The organism is Burkholderia cenocepacia, assembly GCF_900446215.1.
Taxonomy (GTDB): Bacteria; Pseudomonadota; Gammaproteobacteria; order Burkholderiales; family Burkholderiaceae; genus Burkholderia; species Burkholderia cenocepacia.
This window is the reverse complement of sequence record NZ_UAQZ01000012.1, coordinates 456065-480218: the sequence shown is the minus strand read 5'-3', so window position 1 is coordinate 480218 and position 24154 is coordinate 456065. Positions and strand designations below refer to the sequence as shown.

The following is a 24154-nucleotide window of genomic DNA, read 5'->3' as shown; positions in this document are numbered from 1 at the left end:
GTCAGCCGCGCGCTCGCGCTGCCAGATGCGCGCGGGCGCCGTCGACGATCAAGGCCACACCACGCTCGAACGCTTCATCGCCGCCGCGCGCGCGCAGCGCGGCCCAGCCCTTCGCGAGTAGCGGATACTCGGCCGCGTCCGGCAGCGGCGCATCGGCGTCGCCGTCCGCTTCCGCCTGCTCTTCCAGCACCCATCCAACCACGAAGCGACCCAGCGCATACATCACGTCGACCGCGTCGTCCGGCGCGAAACCCGCGTCGCAGAGCAGCGCGACCTTGCGTTCGATCGAGCCGAAATGCAGCGCGCGCGGCCGCGTCCCGGCATGCAGGCGCGCGTCGTCGCGATAGGCCAGCAGCGCACGACGGAAACTGCGCGCGTTGTCCAAAAGCCACGCATCCCACGCTTCGCCCGGCCGCGGCAGCGACGCATCGTGACGCTCGAGCATGATCGCCTCGGCCATCGCATCGAGCAGTTCGCCCTTGTTCCTGAAATGCCAGTAAAGCGTCGGCGACTGCACGCCGAGCCGCTCGGCGAGCTTCCGCGTCGACAGCCCGTCGATGCCGACTTCGTCGAGCAGCTCGAGCGCCGCGCGCAATACCATGTCGCGCGTCAGCCGCGCTCCTGTGTCCTTCATCTCTATCACCGATAGGGAAAGCTGTGGAATAATTGCCACTCTATCACCGATAGAGTCACGCTCTTGAATCCGTCCCTGATTGCCATCCTGACCACGGTCCTGCTCGACGCGATCGGCGTCGGGATCGTGATGCCGATCCTGCCGGGGCTGCTGCGCTCGCTCGCCGACGCGGGCAGCACCGATACCCACTACGGGATCCTGCTCGCGCTGTACGCGTTCGCGCAGTTCCTGTGCGCCCCGCTGCTCGGCGCGCTGAGCGACCGCTTTGGCCGCCGGCCCGTCCTGCTCGCGTCGCTCGCGGGCGCTGCGCTCGACTACCTGCTGATGGCGCTCGCGCCGACCCTCGCGTGGCTTTACATGGGGCGGCTGATCGCAGGCATCACCGGCGCGAACGTCGCGGTCGCGACTGCCTACGTCACCGACGTCACCGCCGAACCCGATCGCGCACGACGCTTCGGCCAGCTCGGCGCGATGATGGGCATCGGCTTCATCGCGGGCCCGCTGATCGGCGGCCTGCTCGGCGCGCTGCACCTGCGTGCACCGTTCGTCGCGGCCGCCGTGCTCAACGCGCTCAATCTCGTGCTGGGCTGGCGTGCGTTGCCGGAATCACGGGCGCCTTCGGCCCGCGAAGGCCATGCAGTTGGCGCGCTCAATCCGTTCGCCAGCCTGCGCCGGCTGACCGGCGCGCCCGCGCTCGCACCGCTGATCGGCATTTACGTGATCGTGGCGCTGGTGTCGCAGGCGCCCGCAACACTGTGGATCCTGTACGGCCAGGAGCATTTCGGCTGGTCGACGCCGATCGCGGGGCTGTCGCTGGCGGGCTACGGCGCGTGTCACGCACTCGCGCAGGCATTCGCGATCGGGCCGCTGATCGCGCGGCTCGGCGAGCGCCGCGCGCTTGCACTGGGCCTCGCGGGCGACGCGCTCGGGCTCGTGGCGATCGCGTTCGCGACCGCCGCGTGGGTGCCGTTCGCGCTGCTGCCGCTGTTCGCGGCAGGCGGCAGACGTTGCCGGCCCTGCAGGCAATGCTGGCGCGGCAGGTCGACGATGCGCGCCAGGGTGAACTGCAAGGCGCGCTCGCGAGCGTGGCCAGCCTGATCGGCGTCGCGGGGCCGCTGGTCGTCACCGCGACCTATGCGGCGACACGCGCGACGTGGCCGGGGCTCGTCTGGGCCGCGGCCGCGCTGCTTTATCTGCTCGTCCCGCCGTTGCTGGCCGGTGCCCGGCCGGCGGGCGCGGCACGGCCGTCGGCATGAGCGTTGGCGCGCACCGTCGCGCTCACTGCGCGAGCGTCACCAGATTCGCGTCGCGCACGAGCTGCCAGCGGCCGTCGGCCTTGCGGACGATCGTCAGCGTATGGCCCGACCGGCGGATCGTCTCGCCGCCCGGCGGGGTCGCCTCGATCTCGATGAAATTGCGCATGTACGCCCAGTCGCCCAGCACGCGCAGCTCGTCGATCCGGTAACGGCCGTCGATCTTCGGCGCGTTGCCGCCCCCGGCGTTCGCGTCGCGCGACGCGGCCGCGAACGCCGCCTTGTCGAACGGCGGCTTGCCGGCCACCATGAAGATCGCGTCGTCGGCGATCAGGTCGAGCACCGTCGCCAGATCGCCGCGCCGGCTCGACACGAACCAGTTGTCCACGAGCTCGCGGATCGCGTGTTCGTCTTCGGTCATCGTCGTCCCTCCTTCGTCGGCGCGCGCCCGTACGCCACGCGGCGCCCGAAAAAAAACCGCCCGGATCGACTCCGGGCGGTTTTCCGTGCTGCATCTACTGCAGGCAGTGCGTCAGACCACGACCGTCTGCGCCTCACCTTCGCGGGTCGCACGCACGGTGCCGATCTTCCACACCTGTTCGCCGGCGGCGGTCAGGTCGGCGATCGCTGCGTCGGCATCGGCCGCCGAAACGATCACGGCCATGCCGATGCCGCAGTTGAACACGCGGTGCATTTCCGCATCGGCGACGCCGCCGTGCTCCTGCAGCCACTTGAACAGCGGCGGCAGCGGCCATGCGTTCTGGTCGAGCTCGGCGGTGAGGCCTTCGCGCAGCACGCGCGGGATGTTCTCGACGAGACCGCCGCCCGTGATGTGCGCCATGCCCTTCACCGACAGCTTCTGCATCAGCGCGAGCAGCGGCTTCACGTAGATGCGGGTCGGCGCCATCAGCGCGTCGGCCAGCGAGCGGCCGTGGAAATCGGCCGACAGGTCGGGGTTCGCGCGCTCGATGATCTTGCGCACGAGCGAGAAGCCGTTCGAGTGGATGCCGCTCGATGCGAGGCCCAGCACCACGTCGCCTTCGGCGATCGTGCTGCCGTCGATGATCTTGCTCTTCTCGACCGCGCCGACCGCGAAGCCGGCCAGGTCGTATTCGCCGTCCGGGTACATGCCCGGCATTTCGGCCGTTTCACCGCCGATCAGCGCGCAGCCCGACAGTTCGCAACCCTGCGCGATGCCCTTGACGACCGTTGCCGCGGTATCGACGTCGAGCTTGCCGCACGCGAAGTAGTCGAGGAAGAACAGCGGCTCGGCGCCCTGCACGAGGATGTCGTTCACGCTCATCGCGACGAGATCCTGGCCGACGGTGTCGTGTTTGTTCAGATGAAACGCCAGCTTGAGCTTGGTGCCCACGCCGTCGGTGCCCGACACGAGCACGGGCTCCTTGTACTTCTTCGGCACTTCGAACAGCGCGCCGAACCCGCCGATGCCGCCGAGCACGCCGTCGCGCAGGGTTTTCTTCGCAAAAGGCTTGATCTTGTCGATGAGTGCGTCGCCCGCGTCGATGTCGACACCTGCGTCGCGATAGGACAGACCCTGAGCGTCGGGAGCGGATTTCGGAGGATTCATGGGGGAATGCGAGAAGGTCGGTAAAATGCGATTTTACCCGAAGCCGGCCCGTTGGCCGGAATTCCCAGCACCGAATCGTCAGGGATTGCATCTTGGTCAACACGTCCCCGTTTTCATCGCCGAGCGAACCGCGCCGAAACCGGCGTGGCGCCGTGCGTGCGGCCGCGCGTGAAGCCCGTGAGGATACAAGCCCCGGCGCGTGCCCGGCGTACGGCGCGCGTTTTTTCAACCGACCCGCATTGTGACTGTTGTGTCTCGTCAACTGACGCTCGATCTCGGCACGCCGCCGCCCGCCACGTTCGACAACTTCATCATGAACGAGGAGAACGACGAGCTCATCTCGCGCCTGCAGAAGCTCGACCTCGCGCTCGCGGCGGGCCCCGTGCCGGACCGGTCGTTCTACATCTGGGGCGAGCCCGGCTGCGGCCGCACCCATCTGCTGCAGGCGCTCGTGAGCGACGCGTCGTACGGCTATGCGCGCTACCTGACGCCGCAGAGCCCGCTCGGCGCGTTCACGTTCGACCCGCGCATCGGCATCTACGCGATCGACGACTGCGACCGGATGAGCGACACGCAGCAGGTCGCGCTGTTCAACCTGTTCAACGAAGTGCGCGCGCACCCGTCGAGCGCGTTCGTCGCGGCGGGCCCCGCGGCGCCGCTCGCGCTCGACGTGCGCGAGGATCTCCGCACGCGCCTCGGCTGGGGGCTCGTGTTCCACCTGTCGCCGCCTTCCGACGCCGGCAAGATCGCCGTGCTCAAGCTCGCGGCGAAGGAGCGCGGGATCGCGCTGACCGACGACATCGCCGCGTACCTGCTGACCCATTTCCGCCGCGACATGCCGAGCCTGATGGCCTTGCTCGACGCGCTCGACCGCTTCTCGCTCGAGCAGAAACGCGCGGTCACGCTGCCGCTGCTGCGCCGGATGCTCGCGCGTCCCGGCGACGACATCACACCACCGGGCACGGGCCCGAACCGCTTCGAGTAAAATGCGCTTCCATGACTAATCTGGCACTCTTTGACCTCGATCACACGCTGATCCCGACCGATAGCGACCACGAATGGGGTCGCTTCATGGTGAAGCTCGGCATCGTCGACGCGGAAAGCTTCTCGCGTCAGAACGACCAGTTCTTCGCCGACTACAAGGCCGGCCAGCTCGATATCCACGCGTACCTGTGCGCGATGCTCACGCCGCTCGCGAAGTATTCGCGCGCGCAGCTCGCGCAATGGCACGAGCAGTACATGCACGAGGTGATCCGGCCCGCGATGACGCCCGCCGCGCTCGAACTCGTGCGCCGGCACCTCGATGCGGGCGACCTCTGCTGCGTCGTGACGGCGACCAACGAATTCATCACGCGCCCGATCGCGACCGCGTTCGGCGTCGACACGCTGATCGCCTGCGAGGTCGAGACGACCGACGGCCACCCCGATTCCCCGTACACGGGCCGCCCGACCGGCACGCCGAGCTATCGCGAAGGCAAGATCGTGCGGACCGAAGCGTGGCTCGCGTCGCTCGGCAAGCACTGGGACGACTTCGAACACAGCTACTTCTACAGCGACTCGCACAACGACATCCCGTTGCTCGAGAAAGTCACCGACCCGATCGCGACCAACCCTGACGACACGCTGCGCGCGCATGCAAGCAACCGCGGCTGGCGTATCCTCGATCTCTTCTGAACGTCGTGATCAAAAAATTCATCCGCAAGCTGCTCGGCCAGGACGAAACCGAGCAAACGCCTCCCGCCGCTGCCCCGGCCGACGCAGCGGCCCCTGCTGCCCCGCGCACTCCGAAGGGCGCCCGCGGCGGCGGCGCGAAGAAACCGCGCAGCAACCATGAGCCGACCGTCGTGCCGGCCAGCGTGCACGGCATCAACCCGGCGCTGATTTCGAAGAACGCGGTGCGCGTGACCGACACGCTGCAGCAGGCGGGCTTTCGCGCGTTCATCGTCGGCGGCGCCGTGCGCGACCTGCTGCTCGGCATCGCGCCGAAGGACTTCGACGTCGCGACCGACGCGACGCCGACCGAGGTGCAGCGCCTGTTCCGCCGCGCGCGCCTGATCGGCCGCCGCTTCCAGATCGTGCACGTGCAGTTCGGCCAGGAACTGATCGAGGTGTCGACGTTCCGCGCGCTGGTCGACGCGCCGCCCGAGGCGGCCACGGCCGAACCGCCGAAGCGCCTGAAGCGCGACGAACTCGATCGCCGCACGCACGCGGTCGACGCGAGCGGCCGCGTGCTGCGCGACAACGTGTGGGGCGAGCAGCACGAGGACGCCGCGCGCCGCGACTTCACGATCAACGCGATGTACTACGACCCGTCGACGCAGACGGTGCTCGACTACCACGACGGGATGGCCGACGTGCGCGCCCGCCTGTTGCGGATGATCGGCGATCCGGCCACGCGCTTCCGCGAGGATCCGGTGCGGATGCTGCGCGTCGTGCGCTTCGCGGCGAAGCTCGGCTTCGAGATCGAACCGCATACGCGCGAGCCGATCCACGCGCTCGCCGACCTGATCAACAACGTGCCGGCCGCGCGCCTGTTCGACGAAATGCTGAAGCTGCTGCTGTCGGGCCACGCGCTCGCGTGCCTGCAGCGGCTGCGCAAGGAAGGGCTGCACCACGGGCTGCTGCCGCTGCTCGACGTCGTGCTGGAACAGCCGCAGGGCGAGAAGTTCATCACGCTCGCGCTGAACAACACCGACGCGCGCGTGCGCGCCGGCAAGCCGGTGTCGCCGGGCTTCCTGTTCGCGACGCTGCTGTGGCACGACATGCGCCAGCGCTTCGAGCAATACACCGCCGCGGGCGAGATCCCGGTGCCGGCGCTCCATCGCGCGATGGACGACGTGCTCGACATGCAGACCGAGAAGCTCGCGATCCACAAGCGCTACTCGGCCGACATGCGCGAGATCTGGGGCCTGCAGCTGCGCCTCGAGAAACGCTCGGGCCGCAGCGCGATGCGGCTGCTGGAACACCAAAGGTTTAGAGCGGGGTATGATTTCCTCCTGTTACGCTGCGAATCCGGCGAGCTCGATGCGGAAGTCGGACAGTGGTGGACGGATTTCATCGAAGGCGACGCGGCCGCTCGCGAGGCATTGCTCACGCAGGGCGGCTCGAAGGAAAAATCGCCCCGCAAGCGGCGGCGCCGCGGCGGGGCGCGCAACCGCAAGCCGGGTGAAGGTGCCGCCGAGCAGGCACCGGATACCGCAGGCGATACCGCGAGCGGTTCCGACGACTGACGCGCGCGCCGGCGAACGACGTAGGAAGTGATGCCATGACGGTTGCATATATCGGACTGGGGGCGAATCTCGGCGATGCGCGCCAGACCCTGAAGGACGCGGTGGTGTGCCTCGCGCAGCAGCGCACCATCTCGATCCTCGGCAAATCGAGCCTGTATCGCACGGCGCCCTTCGAAGCGGGCGGCGACGATTACTACAACTGCGTCGTCAAGCTCGACACGACGCTGTCGGCTCGCGAGCTGCTCGCGCTCTGCCAGAAGATCGAACATCACTTCGGCCGCGAGCGCCCGTATCGCAATGCGCCGCGCACGCTCGACCTCGACATCCTGCTGTTCGGCGCCGATTCGATCGACGAGCCCGACCTGATCGTCCCGCACCCGCGCCTTACCGACCGCGCGTTCGCGCTCGTGCCGCTCGTCGAGATCGAGCCGGCGCTCGACATCCCCGCGCGCGGCCGGGCCGACGCCTTTCTCGCCGCCGTCGCGGATCAGCGCGTCGAAAAGGTGCAGACCTGCCAGTGCCTGATGCAAAAGGCGCTCGCTGCCGGCGAAGACGCCGACAAGACCCGCTGCCGATGAACGCCACTCCGCTGACCGTCACCGCGCCCGACCTGCGCGCCCCACACCGCTATCTCGTGATCGAAGGCCCGATCGGCGTCGGCAAGACGACGCTCGCGCGCCTGCTCGGCGAGCGCTGGTCGATGCAGACGCTGCTCGAGCGCCCGCAGGACAACCCGTTCCTCGAACGCTTCTACCGCGACACCGCGCGCTACGCGCTGCCGGTCCAGCTGTCGTTCGCGCTGCAGCGCGCGCAGCAGGCGCGCGAGTTGATCGGCGCGCTCGACACGGGCCGCCCCGTCATCGCCGATTTCATGCCGCAGAAGAACGACATCTTCGCGCGGCTGAACCTGCCGGAAGACGAGTGGCAGTTGTACCGCTCGGTCGCCACGCACGTCGACGTGCCGCAGGCGCCGTCGCCCGATCTCGTCGTCTATCTGCAGGCGAGCCCCGAAGTGCTGTTCTCGCGCATCCAGAAGCGCGGGCTGCCGATGGAATTGCAGATCAGCGACGCGTACCTGCGCTCGCTCGTCGACGCGTACAACGAATTCTTCTACCACTACGACCGCACGCCGGTGCTGACGGTCGCAGCCGAACACCTGAACCCGCTGGATTCCCCCGAAGATCTCGCCCTGCTGGTCGAGCGCATCGAAACGATGCGCGGCCGCAAGGAATTCTTCGTCAAGGGCGAGACGACGCGCTGACGCGTCCCGCCTGTCGCTCTTCACCCATCGACCCGGATTTCCCATGACCTATCTCCAGGAATCGAGCCGGCCTGCCGTGACGGTACCCAAGCTGCAGGCAATGCGCGACGCCGGCGAGAAGATCGCGATGCTCACCTGCTACGACGCGAGCTTCTCCGCGCTGCTCGATCGCGCCGGCACCGACGTGCTGCTGATCGGCGATTCGCTCGGCAACGTGCTGCAGGGCCACACGACCACGCTGCCGGTGTCGCTCGACGACATCGCGTACCACACCGCGTGCGTCGCGCGGGCCCAGCCGCGCGCGCTCGTCGTCGCCGATCTGCCGTTCGGCACGTACGGCACGCCGGCCGAGGCGTTCGCGAATGCAGTCAAGCTGATGCGCGCCGGCGCGCAGATGGTCAAGCTCGAAGGCGGCGAATGGCTCGCCGATACGATCCGCTTCCTCGTCGAGCGCTCGGTGCCCGTCTGCGCGCACCTCGGCCTCACGCCGCAATCGGTGCATGCGTTCGGCGGCTTCAAGGTCCAGGGCAAGACCGAAGCCGGCGCCGCGCAGCTGCTGCGCGATGCGCGCGCGATCGAGGATGCCGGCGCGCAACTCGTCGTGCTCGAAGCCGTGCCGACGCTCGTCGCGTCCGAAGTCACGCACATGCTGAAGATTCCGACGATCGGCATCGGCGCGGGCGTCGACTGCTCGGGGCAGGTGCTCGTGCTGCACGACATGCTCGGCGTGTTCCCCGGCAAGCGGCCGCGTTTCGTGAAGGATTTCATGCAGGGGCAGCCGAACATTCAGGCGGCCGTCGAAGCCTACGTGCGCGCGGTGAAGGATCGGTCGTTCCCCGGCCCCGAACACTCGTTCTGACGTAGAAGCCCGGATGTAAAAAAGCGCGGCGCCCTTTGCGGGGCGCCGCGCTTTTTTTGCGTGCGGCATGGACGACCGGCTCGCGGCTCCAGCGCCCGCCCGTCGCGTCGTTACTTCAGCACCGCGTCGAGCGCACCGCGCAGTGCATTGGTCAGCAGCAGCCCCTGCGCGCGCGCCAGATCATCGCAGGTCACGACGCGCTCGACCGCTCCGAATGCGGGATCGTCGAGCAGCACGCCGCGCATCACGCCCGGCAGCACGCCGGACGCCAGCGGCGGCGTCACCCACTGGCCATCGAGCTTCACGAACAGGTTCGAGCGCCCGCCTTCCGTCACCTCGCCGCGCTCGTTGACGAACAGCATGTCGAACCCGCCGAGCGCCTCCGCCGCCTGCCACGCGCGGTCGTATTCGGCGCGGCGCGTGGTCTTGTGCAGCAGCAGCGCATCGCTCGCGCGGGTCGGCGCGAAGCCGTGGGCCGACGCGAGCATCGCGCCGACCGGCCCCGCCGGCAGCGGCTTGAGCGGCGCGGCGACGATCTCGATCGTGCCGTCCTTCGCCAGCGCGAGCTTCATCCGGTACGCGCCGTTGCCGTCGAGCGCCGCGCAGCGTGCATCGATCTCGCGACGCAACGCGTCGGCGTCGAAGCGGAAGCCGAACGCATCGGCGCTTCGCTGCAGCCGCGCAAGATGACGATCGAGGTGGCGGATGCCGTCCGCCCGCGTGGCGGCCGTCGTTTCGAACAGCTGGAAGCCGGGATCGGCATCCGTCAGGAATCGCGCTTTCAACTCGCACTCCGCATATTCGTCGGCCGCGACGCTGTCGAGCACGATGCCCGCGCCGACGCCCATCGTGCCACGCCGCCGGCCGGCAATCGCCGTTGCCGCGTCGCGCGTGGCGCTCGTCGCGACGGCATCGGCTGCGACCGCCTCGAGCGTCAGCGTCCGGATCGCGACCGACAGGCAGAAATCGCCGCAACCGGGCGCGCCGTCGGGCGCTGCAGCACCTGTCGGCGCGGCCTCGTCCTGCGGCGCATCGAGCCAGCCGATCGCGCCCGTATAGAGCCCGCGCGGCGTCGACTCGATCGTGTCGATCAGCTGCATCGTCTTGTACTTCGGCGCACCGGTGATCGACCCACACGGAAACAGCGCGCGCAGCATCTGCGCGAACGTCGTGCCGTCGCGCCAGCCGGCTTCGACCGTCGACGTCATCTGCCACACCGACGCATAAGGCTCGGCGGAGAACAGCGCCGGCACCTTGACGGTGCCCGTGCGCGCGATCCGCGACACGTCGTTGCGCAACAGGTCGACGATCATCACGTTTTCCGCACGGTTCTTCGGATCGCTCGCGAGGAACGCGGCGGCCGCCGTGTCTTCACGTGGATCGGCCGAGCGCGGCGCGGTGCCCTTCATCGGCCGCGCACGCAGCACGTCGCCGTGCTTCTCGACGAACAGTTCGGGCGAGCACGATACGACCCATGCGCCGCCCGGCAGCGCGATCAGCGCGCCGTAGCGCACCGGCTGACGCGCGCGCAGCCGCCGGTACAGCGCGAGCGGCGTGCCGAACACGTCGAAATTCAGCCGGTACGTGTAATTGACCTGATACGAATCGCCTGCGCGCAACGCGTCGTGCACCGCGGCGATCGCCGCGTCGAACGCATCGCGCGACACACTCTTCGCGACATGCGCGACACCGGCGATCGACGGCGTGCCGCCGCCGTCCTGCTGCGCGAGCCACGCATCGACTTCGTCGCGCGACAGCCGCTCGCAGCGCGCATACAGCAAAAAGCGCAGCGGGGCATCGCCCGGCTGCGCCCGTTGCAGGTTGCGTCCGAATGCGTAATCGCCGACGACGACCGCATGCAGCCCGTCGCGCAGATCCTGCGCGAGCGCCGCATCGACCGCGTCGAGCTGCGCCGGGTCCGTGCACACGCGTTCGCGCACGAAGCCCGAATACAAACGACTCGACCGCGCGGACGCGGTCGAGTCGCAATCGTCCAAGAGCGCGAACGACGCGCTCTCGTTGCCTTCAGTCATGCTTTACTCGAAGAAGCTCTTCACACGGTCGAACCAGCTCTTGCTCTGCGGGCTGTGACGCGCGCCGCCCTCGGCCAGCGACTTCTCGAACTGCTTGAGCAGATCGCGCTGCTGGTCGGTCAGCTTCACGGGCGTCTCGACCTGCACGTGCACGTACAGATCGCCCGCAATGCTCGAGCGCAGCCCCTTGATGCCCTTGCCGCGCAGGCGGAACGTCTTGCCCGACTGCGTGCCTTCCGGCACCGGGAACGACGCACGGCCGGCCAGCGTCGGCACCTCGATCTCGCCGCCGAGCGCGGCGGTCGTGAACGGGATCGGCATCTGGCAATGGAGATCGTCGCCGTCGCGCTCGAACACCGAGTGCGGCTTGATGTGGATCTCGACGTACAGGTCGCCCGGCGGCCCGCCGTTGATGCCCGGCTCGCCGTTGCCGGCCGAACGGATCCGCATCCCGTCGTCGATCCCGGCCGGGATCTTCACTTCGAGCGTCTTGGTTTCCTTCACCTTGCCCGACCCGTGGCAATGCGCGCACGGCTCGGGGATGTAGGTACCCGTGCCGTGGCACTTCGGGCAGGTCTGCTGGATGCTGAAGAAGCCCTGCGACATGCGCACCGTGCCTTGGCCGTGACAGGTCGGGCAGGTTTCCGGCTTCGTGCCGGGCTTCGCCCCCGACCCGTGACAGACTTCGCACGACACCCAGCTCGGCACGCGGATCTGCGTGTCGTAGCCGTGCGCGGCCTGCTCGAGCGTGATTTCCATGCTGTAGCGCAGGTCGGCGCCGCGATACACCTGCGGGCCGCCGCGGCCGCCGCGCGCGGCGCCACCCGCGGCCTGGCCGAAGATGTCGCCGAAGATGTCGCCGAAGGCATCCGCGAAGCCGCCGAAGCCCTGTGCGCCCGCACCGCCCATGTTCGGATCGACGCCCGCGTGGCCGTACTGGTCGTACGCCGCCCGCTTCTGGCCGTCCGACAGCATTTCATAGGCTTCCTTCGCCTCCTTGAAATGCTCTTCCGCATCCTTGCTGTCCGGATTGCGGTCAGGGTGATACTTCATCGCAAGCTTGCGATATGCCTTCTTGATTTCGTCGTCGCTCGCATTCTTCGCGACGCCCAGAACCTCGTAGTAATCCCGTTTCGCCATATCGATTCACTGTGCCGCCACGCATCGCGCACGCGGCGGCTCCTTTCGCCCGCAGTAAAGTCTCTCGACTCGTCTGGCGCTGCACCGTCCGCGGACGGCTCGCGCAGCACCCGCCAAAAAACAAATGTGCCCGGAGGGCCGCAAGGCCCGCCAGGCGTGGAGTCGATCCGGCCATCCGGAAGGAAAGACAGACCGCTTGTCAGCCGCGCCGCGCGCGTTTCGCGCGCGGCGTACGGTGCCATTGCAACCCGGCTCAGTCCTTCTTCACTTCCTTGAACTCGGCGTCGACGACGTCGTCGGCAGCCTGTTGCGCACCGCCCGCATGGGCCGCGCCTTCCGCTGCACCGGCCGCGCCGGCGGCACCTGCCTGCTGGGCCTGCATGTCGGCGTACATCTTCTCGCCGAGCTTCTGCGAGACCTTGCCGAGCTCCTCGACCTTCGCGTCGATCGCCGCCTTGTCGGCCGACGTGTCCTTCAACACGTCCTCGAGCGACTTCAGCGCGGCTTCGATCGCTTCCTTCTCGCCCGCGTCCAGCTTGTCGCCGTACTCGGTCAGCGCCTTCTTCGTGCTGTGCACCAGCGCGTCGCCCTGGTTGCGCGAATCGGCCAGCTCGCGCAGCTTGTGATCTTCCGCTGCGTTCGCTTCCGCGTCCTTGATCATCTGGTCGATTTCAGCCTCGGACAGGCCCGAGTTCGCCTTGATCGTGATCTTGTTTTCCTTGCCGGTCGCCTTGTCCTTCGCGCCGACGTGCAGGATGCCGTTCGCGTCGATGTCGAAGGTCACTTCGATCTGCGGCACGCCGCGCGGTGCCGGCGGGATGCCTTCGAGGTTGAACTCGCCGAGCAGCTTGTTGCCCGCTGCCATTTCGCGTTCGCCCTGGAACACCTTGATCGTCACGGCGCCCTGGTTGTCGTCCGCCGTCGAGTACACCTGGGCGTGCTTCGTCGGGATCGTCGTGTTCTTGTTGATCATCTTCGTCATCACGCCGCCGAGCGTCTCGATACCGAGCGACAGCGGGGTCACGTCGAGCAGCAGCACGTCCTTGCGGTCGCCCGACAGCACCTGGCCCTGGATTGCCGCGCCGACCGCGACGGCTTCGTCCGGGTTCACGTCACGGCGCGGATCCTTGCCGAAGAACTCCTTCACCTTCTCCATGACCTTCGGCATGCGCGTCTGGCCGCCGACCAGGATCACGTCGTCGATGTCCGACACCTTGACGCCTGCGTCCTTGATCGCGATACGGCACGGTTCGATCGTGCGCTCGACGAGATCCTCCACCAGCGCTTCCAGCTTCGCGCGGGTGATCTTCAGGTTCAAGTGCTTCGGGCCCGACGCGTCCGCCGTGATGTACGGCAGGTTGATTTCGGTCTGCTGGCCCGACGACAGCTCGATCTTCGCCTTTTCGGCGGCTTCCTTCAGGCGCTGCAGCGCGAGCACGTCCTTCGACAGGTCGACGCCCTGCTCCTTCTTGAACTCGCCGATGATGTAATCGATGATGCGCTGGTCGAAGTCTTCGCCGCCGAGGAACGTGTCGCCGTTGGTCGACAGCACTTCGAACTGCATTTCGCCGTCGACGTCCGCGATCTCGATGATCGACACGTCGAACGTACCGCCGCCGAGGTCATACACGGCGATCTTGCGGTCGCCCTTCTCGGCCTTGTCGAGGCCGAACGCGAGCGCCGCCGCGGTCGGCTCGTTGATGATCCGCTTGACTTCGAGGCCCGCGATGCGGCCGGCGTCCTTGGTCGCCTGGCGCTGGCTGTCGTTGAAGTACGCCGGCACCGTGATCACGGCTTCCGTGACCGGCTCGCCGAGGTAGTCTTCGGCGGTCTTCTTCATCTTGCGCAGCACTTCGGCCGAGACCTGCGGCGGCGCGAGCTTTTCGCCGTGCGCTTCGACCCATGCGTCGCCGTTGTCGGCCTTGATGATCGAGTACGGCATCAGGCCGATGTCCTTCTGGACTTCCTTCTCTTCGAAGCGGCGGCCGATCAGGCGCTTCACCGCGAACAGCGTGTTCTTCGGGTTGGTCACCGACTGGCGCTTGGCCGGCGCGCCGACGAGCACTTCGTTGTCGTCCATGTACGCGATGATCGACGGCGTGGTGCGCGCACCTTCCGAGTTCTCGATGACCTTGACCTGGTTGCCTTCCATGATGGCGACGCACGAGTTCGTGGTGCCGAGGTCAATACCGATGATCTTTCCCATTTTTTCCTAATCTCCAGAAATGCTTGTTTGCTGCGCGAAACGCCGCGTTTTTGGGCGGTTTCGCACGCCAGAATTCAACTCTGTTCCCGAAATGCGTCCGTCCGATCCGTTTTCAAGACCGGACGAGCGATGCGGATATTAAATTTTTTCAATCGCCGCCGGCTAGCGGATCGTGTGGGCCATCGGTGCCGTCGCCGGCCGGCGCACCGGCCGCCGCGGCGATCTTCGCGCGTGCCGCCGCGACGGCTGCCTGGAACTGCGCGAGGCCATGCCAGCCCGTCGCGCGACCGAGCCGCTTGCCGCGGTGGAAGAAGAACCACGTCGGCACGCCGTGCAGCCCGAAGCGGCGCCCCAGCTCGCGATGTTCGTACACGTTGCAATGGAACCACTTCAGGCGGAGCGCACGGATGGCATCGGGCTGCGCGAGCATCGCCTTCTTCGCGATCTCGCAGTTGAAGCAGTCGACGCCCCAGAAGAACACCACCGCCAGCGCTTCGCCCGCGCCATCGATGGCCGCGTCGAACGTGCCGGCGTCGAGCGCCTGCATGTCGAACGCGTCGAACGCGGCCGGATCGACGCCGGCGGGCACCATTTCCGCTGCCTTACTTCGACTGCGCGACGGTGACGAGCGCCGGGCGCAGCACGCGGTCGGCGATCATGTAACCCTTTTGCAGCACGGTGACGACGGTGTTCGGCTCCTGCTCGGCCGGCACCATCGAAATGGCCTGGTGCTGGTGCGGATCGAACTTCTCGCCGACCGGGTTGATCGCGACGACGCGGCCCTTCTCGAGCGCGCTCGTCAACTGGCGCAGCGTCAGCTCGACGCCTTCGCGCACCTTCGCGATGTCGCCGGAGGTATCGCTGACGGCCGCTTCCAGGCTGTCCAGCACGGGCAGCAGGTGTTCCGCGAAGCTCTCGATCGCGAACTTGTGCGCCTTCGACACGTCGTCCTGCGCGCGGCGGCGCACGTTCTCGGTCTCGGCCTTCGCCCGCAGGAAGCTTTCCTGAAGCTCGGCGACCTTGGCTTGAGCCTCCGCGAGCGCCGCGTCGGCGGCTTCGGCGGCGGGTGCGGCGCCTTGCGCCGCCTGCTTCTCGCTGCCGATGTCTTCGGCCGATGGGGTAGCCGGGTTCTCTTGCGTGTTTTCCATGTCGCTGAAAGTCGATTAGAGGTTGAAGCCAAATCGGCAACCGCCGGACGTATACCCGGCGGCACCGCACATTACTGGTGCAAATAAGGGCGAAAACTGCGATTTCAAGAGGGTCATTCGCCGGCATTCGCCAATGCCGCGAAACAACCGCGCATTTTCCGGTGCAGGCGTCGCATAGTCCGCCGGATCGGGCGAAACGGCCTGTAACAACGCTTACCCGGCAAGGACTAGCTCCGCACAGGCCGGCTGCACTACACTCCATTCAAGCGTCGGAAAGCGTGTTTACCCTGAGCTGACCGCCGCCTGACATCCACCTGGCGCCGTTTTCACCCTTGTTCTCGAGGGGAGTACCGTGAAACTGACCTTTGCGATATCGGTGGTCGCGCTGGTACTCATTGCCGGCACCACCACCATATGCCTGTCGGGAGCCGTCACCGACCGCACGACCGAGTACGGAAGCGCGCGGGCGACGTTCGACCAGATGTTCAGCTCCCACCAGAAAATCTGTCGATGATGCGCCGGTCGCGCTTCGTCGGCCGGCCGTGCAGTTCGGCCGCCGGCTCGCGATACGTGCGGCGCCGCTCCAGTTCGGCGAGCCGCGCGGCCCGCCCCGCTTCCGTTTCCTCGTAGAGCGTCTGCGCGACGCTCGCGGGCCCGCGCACGTCGCATACGCCCAGCACGGCAATGTGCCAGACGATGCCGTCGATCGCAATCTCGACCTCGTCGCCCACCCGCACGTCCTTCGCCGGCTTGACCGCCGCGCCGCCGATCTTCACGTGGCCCTTGTCGACCGCGTCGGTCGCGAGCGAGCGCGTCTTGAAGAACCGGGCCGCCCACAGCCATTTGTCGATGCGCAGCTTCGCGCCCGGCTCGGTGGAAATCTTGTAGTTCATGATCAGTTGACCGGTTCGGGCTGCGCAGCCTTGACGGGCCAGCCCTGCAGATTCTCCGCGACGATTTCACCGAGCGCGCCGATCCATGCGGACGCGCCGTTCAGGCACGGAATGCGGTGGAAGGTCTTGCCGCCGCCCGCAAGGAACTCGTCGCGCACTTCCATGCCGATTTCCTCGATCGTCTCCAGGCAATCGGCCGTGAAGCCGGGACAGAACACGTCGGCCCGCCGCACGCCGGCCTCGCCGAATTCGCGCAGCGTCGGCGCGGTGTACGGCTGCAGCCATTCGGCCTTGCCGAAGCGCGACTGGAACGTGACGCGGCACTCGGTGGTCGACAGCCCGAGCGCGGCCATCAGCAACGCGCCCGTCTGCTGGCACTGGTCGTGATACGGATCGCCGAGGTCGAGCGTGCGCTTCGGCACGCCGTGGAAGCTCAGCACCAGCTTGTCGCCGGCCGCGAAATCGGGCCGGCCGTGCTGCGCCCAGTACTGGCGCACCTGCTCGGCCAGCGCGTGGATATAGGCCGGATGGTCGGCATAGTGCCGCACCGTGCGCACTTCCGGCTGATTGCGCATGCGCGCGAGCGCGTCGAACGCGGCATCGAATGCGGTGGCCGTGGTCGACGCCGAGTATTGCGGATACATCGGCATCAACAGCACGCGCTCGACGCCCGCGCGCTTGAACTGGGCAAGCGCGTGCGAAATGTTCGGGCTGCCGTAGCGCATCGCGTAGTCGACCGTCACGTGATAGCCGTTCGACGTGAGCAGATGCCGCACGCTGTCGGTCTGGCGCTCGGTGTACACGCGCAGCGGCGAACCCTCGGGCATCCAGACGGCCGCGTACTTCTTCGCGGACGCGCGGCCGCGCAGCGGCAGGATCAGCGTGCGCAGCAGCACCTGCCAGACGGCCTGCGGGATTTCGACGACCCGCGGATCCGACAGGAATTCGGCCAGATAGCGCCGCACCGCGCGCGGCGTGGGCGCGTCGGGCGTGCCGAGATTGATCAGCAGCACACCGATGCGGTGGGCGGCCGCGACGCTCGAAGGCGGCTCAAGATCGAAACGCATGGGCAAGAACGTGCTCGGGGCACGGGACCGGACGGCCCTCAATTATAGCGGGCCGCCCCATGCCGTTCGGCCGACTGTCGCCGCGAGCGGCGCCGCGGCACGATAGCGGGGCGGGATCGAGACGGTGATTGCCTGCAATCGCCGGCGATCGCGGGTTATTGCTGGCTCAGCGTGAGCGACAGCAGGCGCGCGGTGATGTCGACGATCGGTATCACGCGGTTGTACGCCATGCGGGTCGGGCCGATCACGCCGAGCGTGCCGACGATCTTGCCGTTCACCTCGTATGGTGCGGTCACGACGCTCATTTCCTCGATCGGCACGAGCGTCGATTCGCCGCCGATGAAGATCTGCACGCCCTGGGCGTGGCTCGATACGTCGAGCAGTTGCAGGAGGCCCGTCTTTTGGTCGAATACGTCGAACAGCTTGCGCAGCCGCGCCATGTCGGACGAAAGGTCCGCCACTTCGAGCAGGTTGCGCTCGCCGGAAATCAGCACGGTGTCCTCGGTGTCGGGCACCTCGGTGCTGGCCGTCACGGCCGCGTGCATCAGCGTCGTCATGTCGCCGCGCAACTGGTCGATCTCGTCGCGCAGGCGGCGGCGCACCTCGTCGAACGACAGGCCGGCGAAATGCGCATTGATGTAGTTGGACGCCTCGGTCAGCTGCGACGGCGAATAGTCGCGCGGCGTCGCGAGCATGCGGTTCTGCACGTCGCCCTCGGGCGTGACGATGATCAGCAGGATGCGCTTGTCGGACAGGCGCATGAACTCGATCTGCTTGAACACGTGGCTGCGGCGCGGCGTCAGCACGACGCCCGCGAACTGCGACAGGTTCGACAGCACGCTCGCGGCGGCCGCGACCACCCGCTGCTGCGGCTCGCCGGCCTGCAGCGTGTTCTGCACCTGGCGCGCGACGGCCTCGGCGTCGATCGGCGCCTCGACCGTCAGCATCGTATCGACGAACAGCCGGTAGCCGCGCGGCGTCGGAATGCGGCCGGCCGACGTGTGCGGGCTCGACACGAGGCCGAGCTCCTCCAGGTCGGACATCACGTTGCGGATCGTCGCCGGGCTCAGCTCGAGCCCGGAGTAACGGGACAACGTGCGCGATCCGACTGGCTGACCGTCGGCGATATACCGTTCGATCAGGGTTTTCAGGAGGGTTCGTGCGCGAGGATCTAGCATGGTGGAAAATTTTAGCGCAACCGCGCGACCGCGGCGAGTACCGTCCGCCACCGTTGCGCGGGCCGGCCCGATCCGGCCCCGTCGGCGCACAGCCGGTTCTTTTCGTCAACGAGCTATGGTGTAATGCCGGCATGAAAACCGGTAATCAGTTCAATACTGTCGCGCTCGTCGGCCGGAGCAACACGCCCGGCATCGCCGAGCCGCTCGCCACGCTGGCGGACAGCATCGCCACGCTCGGCTTCGAGGTCGTCTTCGAAGGCGATACCGCGCGGGAAATCGGCATCGCCGGCTACCCGGCGCTCACCCCGGCCGAAATCGGGGCGCGAGCGGACGTGGCGATCGTGCTCGGCGGCGACGGCACGATGCTCGGCATCGGCCGCCAGCTCGCGCCGTACCGGACACCGCTGATCGGGATCAACCACGGGCGGCTCGGCTTCATCACCGACATCGCGGCATCCGACATGCAGGCGCTCGTCCCCGTGATGCTGGCCGGCAAGTTCGAGCGCGAGGAGCGCTCGCTGCTCGAGGCGCGGATCGTGCGCGACGGCGAACCGATCTACCACGCGCTCGCCTTCAACGACGTCGTCGTGAACCGCAGCGGCTTCTCCGGGATGGTCGAGCTGCGCGCGTCGGTCGACGGCCGCTACATGTACAACCAGCGCTCGGACGGGCTGATCGTCGCGACGCCCACTGGCTCGACCGCGTATGCGCTGTCGTCGGCCGGCCCGATCCTCCATCCGCAGCTGGCGGGCATCGTGCTCGTGCCGATCGCGCCGCACGCGCTGTCGAACCGGCCGATCGTGCTGCCCGACGATTCGAAGATCGCGATCCAGATCGTCGGCGGCCGCGACGTCAACGTGAACTTCGACATGCAGTCGTTCACGTCGCTCGAACTGAACGATACGATCGAGGTGCGCCGCTCGAAGCACACGGTGCCGTTCCTGCACCCGATCGGCTACAGCTACTACACGACGCTGCGCAAGAAGCTGCACTGGAACGAACACGCATCGAACGAAGACGACAAGGCGTCCTGACGCCGCTGCTCCCGACACCATGCTCCGCCACCTCTCGATCCGCGACTTCGTCATCGTCGCCGCGCTCGATCTCGAATTCGACAGCGGCTTTTCCGTCTTTTCCGGCGAAACCGGCGCCGGCAAATCGATCCTGATCGACGCCCTCGCCCTCGCGCTCGGCGAACGCGCCGACGCGAGCGTCGTGCGCACCGGTTGCGGCCGCGCCGACATCACGGCCGAATTCACGCCGCACGACCGCGTCGCGCGCTGGCTCGACGAACACGCGTTCGACGCCGAGGACACCGTGATGCTGCGCCGCGTGATCGACGCGAACGGCCGCTCGCGCGCGTTCATCAACGGCACCAGCGCGACGCTCGCGCAACTGCGCGAGCTCGGCGAGATGCTCGTCGACATCCACGGCCAGCACGCGCACCAGCTGCTGATGCGGCCCGACGCGCAGCGCGAGCTGTTCGACACGCATGCGGGGCTCGTCGCCGATGCCGCGAACGTCGCGCGCGCATGGCGCGTGTGGCGCGACGCGACGCAGGCGATCGACGCCGCGAAGGCGCACGAGCGCGAATTGCAGCTCGAACGCGAAAAGCTCGCGTGGCAGCTCGCCGAGCTCGACAAGCTCGCGCCGCAAGCCGGCGAATGGGACGAAGTCAGCAACGAACACAAGCGCCTGTCGCATTCGGCGAACCTGATCGAAGGCGTGCGCGGCGCGCTCAACGCGCTGTCCGAGTCCGACGACGCGATGCTCGCGCAGCTCGGCGCGATCGTGTCGAAGCTGCGCAGCCTGGCCGACTACGACACCGCGCTCGGCGATGCGCTCGCGTCGCTGGAGCCGGCCGAGATCCAGTTGCAGGAAGCCGTCTATTCGCTGTCGCACTACGCGCAGCGCGTCGATCTCGACCCGGAGCGGCTCGCGCAGGTCGAAGCGCGGCTCGACGCGCTGCACTCGACCGCCCGCAAGTTCCGGCTGCCGCCCGATACGCTGCACGAAGAGCATGCGGCGCGCCGCGCGCAGCTCGCCGCGCTCGACGCGGCCGCCGATCTCGGCGCGCTCGAGGCCGCGCAGGCGAAGGCGCGGGAAGCCTATCTCGCCGACGCCAAACGCCTGTCGAAAGCGCGCGCGCAGGCCGCGAAGGCGCTCGGCACGGCCGTCACGGCCGGCATGCAGGAACTGTCGATGGCGGGCGGAAGCTTCGAGGTCGCGCTCGTGCCGCTCGCCGACGGCGGCCCGCACGGGCTCGAACAGGTCGAATTCCGCGTGGCCGGGCACCCGGGCGTGCCGCTGCGGCCGCTCGCGAAGGTCGCGTCGGGCGGCGAGCTCGCGCGGATCAGCCTCGCGCTCGCGGTGATCGCCAGCGCGGCGAGCCCGACGCCGACGCTGATCTTCGACGAAGTCGACACGGGGATCGGCGGCGGCGTCGCCGAAGTGGTCGGCCGCCTGCTGCACCAGCTCGGGCGCGACCGCCAGGTGTTGTGCGTGACGCACCTGCCGCAGGTCGCCGCGCGCGGCGACCATCATTTCCAGGTGGCGAAGGGCGCCGACGAGCGCGGCGGCACGGTATCGACCGTTGTTGCACTCGACCGCGCGAACCGGATCGAGGAAGTCGCGCGGATGCTCGGCGGGCTCGAAATCACGGCCACCACACGCAAGCACGCGAAGGAAATGCTGGCGGCCTGATGCGAGGCGGGAGCCGTCCCGCGCAAGCCGAACGGGCTCGCTCCTTCGATTCAGGGCGGTACGCGGATCGATGCCGCGCCCCGCCCTGCTTTCTTCAAACGGCCGTTTCAACCGCACCGAATACGCGTGTCCACAACGCCGTCACGGCCGCCCGCTCGTCGGCCACCACCGCCGGGTCGACGCGCGCCTTCTCCATCCCGTCGAGCCGCAGCTTGTGCTGCAGCTTCCGGTACTTGCGGTACGCCGCGCCGACGCGCTCGGCCTCGTCCTGGCCCATCAGCCCGAAGCGCGCGACCTCGCGCAGCAGCGCGATGTTGCCGGTGTTGCGGATCAGCTCGGCGTCGCTCGACGCATGCAGCAGCACCCAGTACTGGACGATGAACTCGATGTCGACCATCCCGCCGCGATCGTGCTTCAGGTCGAACAGCTCGGTCTGGTTCGGGTGGCCGGCAAATACCTTGCCGCGCATGTCGACGATCTCCTTCGCGAGCACGCCGCCGTCGCGCGGCGTCGTCAGCACCTGCTGGCGGATCGCCTCGAAATCCGCGCCGATCTGCGCGTCGCCCGCGCTGTAGCGGGCGCGCGTCAGCGCCTGGTGCTCCCACACCCACGCGGTATTCGCCGCATCGCCCTCGCGCAGTTGATAGCGGCGAAACGCGTCGAGATCGGTGACGAGCAGCCCGGCCTCGCCGTTCGGCCGCAGCCGCAGGTCGATGTCGAACAGTGCGCCCGCGCCGGTCGCCGTCGTGAGCCAGGTGATCAGGCGCCGCGTAAAGGTGGTGTAGACGTCCGCCGCGCGTTCGTCCGGATCGTCGTACAGGAAGATCAGGTCGAGATCCGACGCGTAGCCGAGCTCCTTGCCGCCCAGCTTGCCGTACGCGATCACCGCGAACTTCGGCACGTCGCGATGGCGCTTCGCGAGCTGCGACCAGACGACTTCGATCGTCACGTCGAGCACCGCGTCGGCCAGCTCGGACAGCCGGTCGCTCACATGCTCGACCGACAGTTGGCCGGCCAGATCGATCAGCAGGATCCGGAACACCTCGGCGTGCTGCGCGTGGCGCAGCAGGTCCATCTGCTGCTCGGGGCCGTCGGCCGCCGCGAGCCGCGCGCGCAGCGCATCCTTGAACGCGGGCCAGTCGAACGGGCTCGCGATCGCCTCGTCGTCGAGCAATTCGTCGAGCAGTTGCGGGTGGCGGATCAGGTAGCCGCCGCCCCAGCGCGTCGCGCCGAGCACCGACAGCACGCGGTCGAGCGCGGCCGGGTATTCGGTCAGCAGCGCGAGATAGACGCCGCGCCGGCTCACCGTCTCCAGCAGGTCGAACAGGCGCACGATCGTGTCGTCGCGGCGCGCGGCGTCGATCTTCGGCGCGGCGTCGAGCGCCCGCTGCGCGACGCTGTCGAAGCGCTGCCGGCTCTTTTCCGGCAGCCCGGTGTAGCGCGACGATTGCCAGATCGCGCGCAGCCGCGCGAGCACGGCGGCCGGATCGGTGAAACCCAGGCCGTCGAGGCGCGCGACCAGCGCGTCGTCCTCGCCGTCGTCGGCCAGCGCGCCGCTCCAGATCCACGCGGCGGCCGTGTCGTCGCCGGCCGCGCACGGCGCGCCGTTCGCCTTGTCGGCAAAAATCTGGTCGAACTGCGTTTCGACGAACGTGCGGTGGCCGTCCAGCACCGTCATCAGCGCCGCATAGTCGGCAAACCCGAGCGACGCGGCAAGCGCCGCACGTTCGTCGGGCTCGACCGGCATCGCATGCGTCTGCGCGTCGTTGCGGTATTGCAACCGGTGCTCGAGCGTGCGCAGGAAGTTGTAGGCGTCGGTCAGCCGCGCGCATACGTCGTCACCGATCAACCCGCGCGCGTGCGCATGTCGCAGCACCGCGAGCGTCGGCCGCACGCGGAATTCCGCATCCTGGCCGCCACGGATCAACTGGAACACCTGCGCGCTGAACTCGATCTCGCGGATCCCGCCGCGCCCGAGCTTGATGTCGTCGGCCTTGTCGGGCCGCATCGACGCGCGGCGCGCGGCTTCTTGCCGGATCTGCTGGTGCAGCGAACGGATCGCGCCGATCACGCCGAAATCGAGATAGCGGCGGTACACGAACGGCTTGACGATCGATTCGAGCTGCGCCGCGAGCCGCTGCGCGGCGTCGCTGTCGCCTTCCGACACGAGCCGCCCCTTGATCCACGCATAGCGCTCCCATTCGCGCCCCTGCACGTAGAAATATTCCTCGAGCATCCCGATGCTGCAGACGAGCGGCCCCGAATCGCCGTTCGGCCGCAACCGCATGTCGACGCGAAACACGTAACCGTCGGCCGTGACCTCGGACAGCACGCCGATCAGGCGCCGGCCGAGCCGCGTGAAGTATTCCTGCGTGGACAGCGGCGAACGCGCGCCGCCGGTGGTCTCGCCGTCGTCCTCGTAGACGAAGATCAGGTCGATGTCCGACGACACGTTGAGCTCCCGGCCGCCGAGCTTGCCCATCCCGACCACGCCGAGCACGACGCGCTGGCCGTCGGCGCCGCGCGGCTCGCCGTACAGCGCCTCGAGTTCGGCCGACAGCAGCGCGAGCGAGCGCTGCACGGCCACTTCGGCGAGGTCGGTCATCGCGCCCGTCACCTCGGCGACGTCGGCCAGCCCGCGCAGGTCGCGCTCCGCGACCGCGCCGAACGCCTCGGCGCGCAACTGCCGCAGCGCGCGCTTCAACTGCTCCTCGCCCGGCGCCGCCGTGCCGGCGGGTGTCGCGAGCAGCTCGGTGAGGCGCGCGTCGAGCTGCGCGCGGCCGAGCGGCGCGGCCGCCCACGCGGCGATCTGCTCGGCCAGCGCGGGCCGCGCGGCAGCGGCGCGGGCAAGGTATCGGGAATAGGACGTGCTGATCAGGGCGGAAGCGTCGGTCATCGAGAAGCGGGCCTGGCGAAAAGGCCGGCAGGCTGCGGGCCGGCGCGTACGCGCCCCGCTGCCGA

Annotated in this window: 21 protein-coding genes and 1 pseudogene; 10 read left to right on the top strand and 12 right to left on the bottom strand. The window is 68.2% G+C overall.

What is annotated here, in order from left to right; all coding sequences use genetic code 11:
* Position 1: 1 nt before the first annotated feature.
* The gene (gene tetR, locus DTA15_RS19595; protein ID WP_006484987.1) at positions 2-634 is read right to left on the bottom strand and encodes a tetracycline resistance transcriptional repressor TetR; all 633 of its coding nucleotides are present in this window, start codon (positions 632-634) and stop codon (positions 2-4) included.
* Between the two features lie 63 nt (positions 635-697).
* Here tetR and tet point away from each other — a divergent pair.
* Positions 698-1890: pseudogene (tet, locus tag DTA15_RS19590) on the top strand (Tet(A)/Tet(B)/Tet(C) family tetracycline efflux MFS transporter).
* Between the two features lie 22 nt (positions 1891-1912).
* On the opposite strand, the gene DTA15_RS19585 reads toward tet, so the two are convergent.
* Positions 1913-2308 (bottom strand): YybH family protein, encoded by a 396-nt coding sequence (locus tag DTA15_RS19585; protein WP_006485000.1) that lies wholly within the window; start codon positions 2306-2308, stop codon positions 1913-1915.
* A gap of 111 nt (positions 2309-2419) precedes the next feature.
* Positions 2420-3475, bottom strand: a complete 1056-nt coding sequence (gene purM / locus DTA15_RS19580) for a phosphoribosylformylglycinamidine cyclo-ligase (RefSeq protein ID WP_006484927.1) — start codon at positions 3473-3475, stop codon at positions 2420-2422.
* Positions 3476-3725: 250 nt separating this feature from the next.
* Between purM and hda the strand changes: the two genes are divergently transcribed.
* Genes hda through panB form a run of 6 tightly spaced genes read left to right on the top strand, consistent with a single transcriptional unit; the run spans position 3726 to position 8825 of the window.
* Complete coding sequence (gene hda / locus DTA15_RS19575) at positions 3726-4460, top strand: DnaA regulatory inactivator Hda (protein WP_006484992.1); 735 nt, start codon at positions 3726-3728, stop codon at positions 4458-4460.
* An 11-nt stretch (positions 4461-4471) separates the two neighbouring features.
* Positions 4472-5149 (top strand): histidinol-phosphatase, encoded by a 678-nt coding sequence (locus tag DTA15_RS19570; protein ID WP_006484935.1) that lies wholly within the window; start codon positions 4472-4474, stop codon positions 5147-5149.
* 5 nt (positions 5150-5154) lie between these two features.
* Positions 5155-6705 carry a polynucleotide adenylyltransferase PcnB gene (gene pcnB / locus DTA15_RS19565; RefSeq protein ID WP_006484964.1) on the top strand — a complete coding sequence of 517 codons (1551 nt, stop codon included), beginning with the start codon at positions 5155-5157 and terminating at the stop codon, positions 6703-6705.
* A 35-nt stretch (positions 6706-6740) separates the two neighbouring features.
* Positions 6741-7283, top strand: coding sequence for a 2-amino-4-hydroxy-6-hydroxymethyldihydropteridine diphosphokinase (folK, locus tag DTA15_RS19560; protein ID WP_006476832.1), 543 nt, complete (start codon positions 6741-6743; stop codon positions 7281-7283).
* On the top strand, positions 7280-7966 hold the full coding sequence (locus DTA15_RS19555) for a deoxynucleoside kinase (RefSeq protein ID WP_006484932.1): 687 nt from the start codon (positions 7280-7282) through the stop codon (positions 7964-7966). Before folK ends, DTA15_RS19555 begins: the two co-directional genes overlap by 4 nt.
* Before the next feature lie 43 nt (positions 7967-8009).
* Complete coding sequence (gene panB, locus DTA15_RS19550; protein ID WP_006485002.1) at positions 8010-8825, top strand: 3-methyl-2-oxobutanoate hydroxymethyltransferase; 816 nt, start codon at positions 8010-8012, stop codon at positions 8823-8825.
* Between the two features lie 110 nt (positions 8826-8935).
* Here panB and DTA15_RS19545 read toward each other — a convergent pair whose 3' ends face one another.
* The 5 genes from DTA15_RS19545 to grpE form a co-directional block, all read right to left on the bottom strand.
* Entirely contained in the window at positions 8936-10858 is a 1923-nt protein-coding gene (locus tag DTA15_RS19545) for an aminodeoxychorismate synthase component I (RefSeq protein WP_006484970.1), read from the bottom strand.
* Between the two features lie 3 nt (positions 10859-10861).
* Positions 10862-11998, bottom strand: coding sequence for a molecular chaperone DnaJ (gene dnaJ / locus DTA15_RS19540; RefSeq protein ID WP_006476837.1), 1137 nt, complete (start codon positions 11996-11998; stop codon positions 10862-10864).
* 253 nt (positions 11999-12251) lie between these two features.
* Entirely contained in the window at positions 12252-14204 is a 1953-nt protein-coding gene (gene dnaK / locus DTA15_RS19535; RefSeq protein ID WP_006484920.1) for a molecular chaperone DnaK, read from the bottom strand.
* Between the two features lie 148 nt (positions 14205-14352).
* Entirely contained in the window at positions 14353-14796 is a 444-nt protein-coding gene (locus tag DTA15_RS19530) for a thioredoxin family protein (protein WP_006484982.1), read from the bottom strand.
* Between the two features lie 10 nt (positions 14797-14806).
* Positions 14807-15352, bottom strand: a complete 546-nt coding sequence (gene grpE / locus DTA15_RS19525; protein ID WP_006484988.1) for a nucleotide exchange factor GrpE — start codon at positions 15350-15352, stop codon at positions 14807-14809.
* A 352-nt stretch (positions 15353-15704) separates the two neighbouring features.
* Here grpE and DTA15_RS38630 point away from each other — a divergent pair, with 352 nt between their 5' ends.
* Positions 15705-15866, top strand: a complete 162-nt coding sequence (locus DTA15_RS38630) for a hypothetical protein (RefSeq protein WP_006476841.1) — start codon at positions 15705-15707, stop codon at positions 15864-15866.
* On the opposite strand, the gene DTA15_RS19515 is transcribed toward DTA15_RS38630, so the two are convergent.
* From DTA15_RS19515 to hrcA, 3 genes are all read right to left on the bottom strand, one after another.
* Positions 15838-16245: an RNA-binding S4 domain-containing protein gene (locus DTA15_RS19515; protein ID WP_006484997.1), complete on the bottom strand. Its 408-nt coding sequence runs from the start codon at positions 16243-16245 to the stop codon at positions 15838-15840. The genes DTA15_RS38630 and DTA15_RS19515 overlap by 29 nt on opposite strands.
* A 2-nt stretch (positions 16246-16247) precedes the next feature.
* Positions 16248-17312 carry a ferrochelatase gene (gene hemH / locus DTA15_RS19510; protein ID WP_006484983.1) on the bottom strand — a complete coding sequence of 355 codons (1065 nt, stop codon included), beginning with the start codon at positions 17310-17312 and terminating at the stop codon, positions 16248-16250.
* Between the two features lie 155 nt (positions 17313-17467).
* Positions 17468-18490 (bottom strand): heat-inducible transcriptional repressor HrcA, encoded by a 1023-nt coding sequence (gene hrcA / locus DTA15_RS19505; RefSeq protein ID WP_006484956.1) that lies wholly within the window; start codon positions 18488-18490, stop codon positions 17468-17470.
* A gap of 131 nt (positions 18491-18621) precedes the next feature.
* On the opposite strand from hrcA, the gene DTA15_RS19500 reads away from it, so the two are divergent.
* Positions 18622-19524 (top strand): NAD kinase, encoded by a 903-nt coding sequence (locus tag DTA15_RS19500; RefSeq protein WP_006492558.1) that lies wholly within the window; start codon positions 18622-18624, stop codon positions 19522-19524.
* Positions 19525-19543: 19 nt separating this feature from the next.
* Positions 19544-21193, top strand: a complete 1650-nt coding sequence (gene recN, locus DTA15_RS19495) for a DNA repair protein RecN (protein ID WP_006484926.1) — start codon at positions 19544-19546, stop codon at positions 21191-21193.
* Between the two features lie 94 nt (positions 21194-21287).
* Here recN and glnE read toward each other — a convergent pair whose 3' ends face one another.
* Positions 21288-24089: a bifunctional [glutamate--ammonia ligase]-adenylyl-L-tyrosine phosphorylase/[glutamate--ammonia-ligase] adenylyltransferase gene (gene glnE, locus DTA15_RS19490; protein ID WP_020979361.1), complete on the bottom strand. Its 2802-nt coding sequence runs from the start codon at positions 24087-24089 to the stop codon at positions 21288-21290.
* Positions 24090-24154: the final 65 nt, after the last annotated feature.

What these genes read in the sequence shown, in the direction of transcription:
- tetR (WP_006484987.1), bottom strand. Translation starts at nt 634, where the DNA reads ATGAAGGACACAGGAGCGCGGCTGACGCGCGACATGGTATTGCGCGCG.
- DTA15_RS19585 (WP_006485000.1), bottom strand. Translation starts at nt 2,308, where the DNA reads ATGACCGAAGACGAACACGCGATCCGCGAGCTCGTGGACAACTGGTTC.
- purM (WP_006484927.1), bottom strand. Translation starts at nt 3,475, where the DNA reads ATGAATCCTCCGAAATCCGCTCCCGACGCTCAGGGTCTGTCCTATCGC.
- DTA15_RS19570 (WP_006484935.1), top strand. Translation starts at nt 4,472, where the DNA reads ATGACTAATCTGGCACTCTTTGACCTCGATCACACGCTGATCCCGACC.
- folK (WP_006476832.1), top strand. Translation starts at nt 6,741, where the DNA reads ATGACGGTTGCATATATCGGACTGGGGGCGAATCTCGGCGATGCGCGC.
- DTA15_RS19555 (WP_006484932.1), top strand. Translation starts at nt 7,280, where the DNA reads ATGAACGCCACTCCGCTGACCGTCACCGCGCCCGACCTGCGCGCCCCA.
- panB (WP_006485002.1), top strand. Translation starts at nt 8,010, where the DNA reads ATGACCTATCTCCAGGAATCGAGCCGGCCTGCCGTGACGGTACCCAAG.
- DTA15_RS19545 (WP_006484970.1), bottom strand. Translation starts at nt 10,858, where the DNA reads ATGACTGAAGGCAACGAGAGCGCGTCGTTCGCGCTCTTGGACGATTGC.
- dnaJ (WP_006476837.1), bottom strand. Translation starts at nt 11,998, where the DNA reads ATGGCGAAACGGGATTACTACGAGGTTCTGGGCGTCGCGAAGAATGCG.
- dnaK (WP_006484920.1), bottom strand. Translation starts at nt 14,204, where the DNA reads ATGGGAAAGATCATCGGTATTGACCTCGGCACCACGAACTCGTGCGTC.
- DTA15_RS19530 (WP_006484982.1), bottom strand. Translation starts at nt 14,796, where the DNA reads ATGGTGCCCGCCGGCGTCGATCCGGCCGCGTTCGACGCGTTCGACATG.
- grpE (WP_006484988.1), bottom strand. Translation starts at nt 15,352, where the DNA reads ATGGAAAACACGCAAGAGAACCCGGCTACCCCATCGGCCGAAGACATC.
- DTA15_RS19515 (WP_006484997.1), bottom strand. Translation starts at nt 16,245, where the DNA reads ATGAACTACAAGATTTCCACCGAGCCGGGCGCGAAGCTGCGCATCGAC.
- hemH (WP_006484983.1), bottom strand. Translation starts at nt 17,312, where the DNA reads ATGCGTTTCGATCTTGAGCCGCCTTCGAGCGTCGCGGCCGCCCACCGC.
- hrcA (WP_006484956.1), bottom strand. Translation starts at nt 18,490, where the DNA reads ATGCTAGATCCTCGCGCACGAACCCTCCTGAAAACCCTGATCGAACGG.
- DTA15_RS19500 (WP_006492558.1), top strand. Translation starts at nt 18,622, where the DNA reads ATGAAAACCGGTAATCAGTTCAATACTGTCGCGCTCGTCGGCCGGAGC.
- recN (WP_006484926.1), top strand. Translation starts at nt 19,544, where the DNA reads ATGCTCCGCCACCTCTCGATCCGCGACTTCGTCATCGTCGCCGCGCTC.
- glnE (WP_020979361.1), bottom strand. Translation starts at nt 24,089, where the DNA reads ATGACCGACGCTTCCGCCCTGATCAGCACGTCCTATTCCCGATACCTT.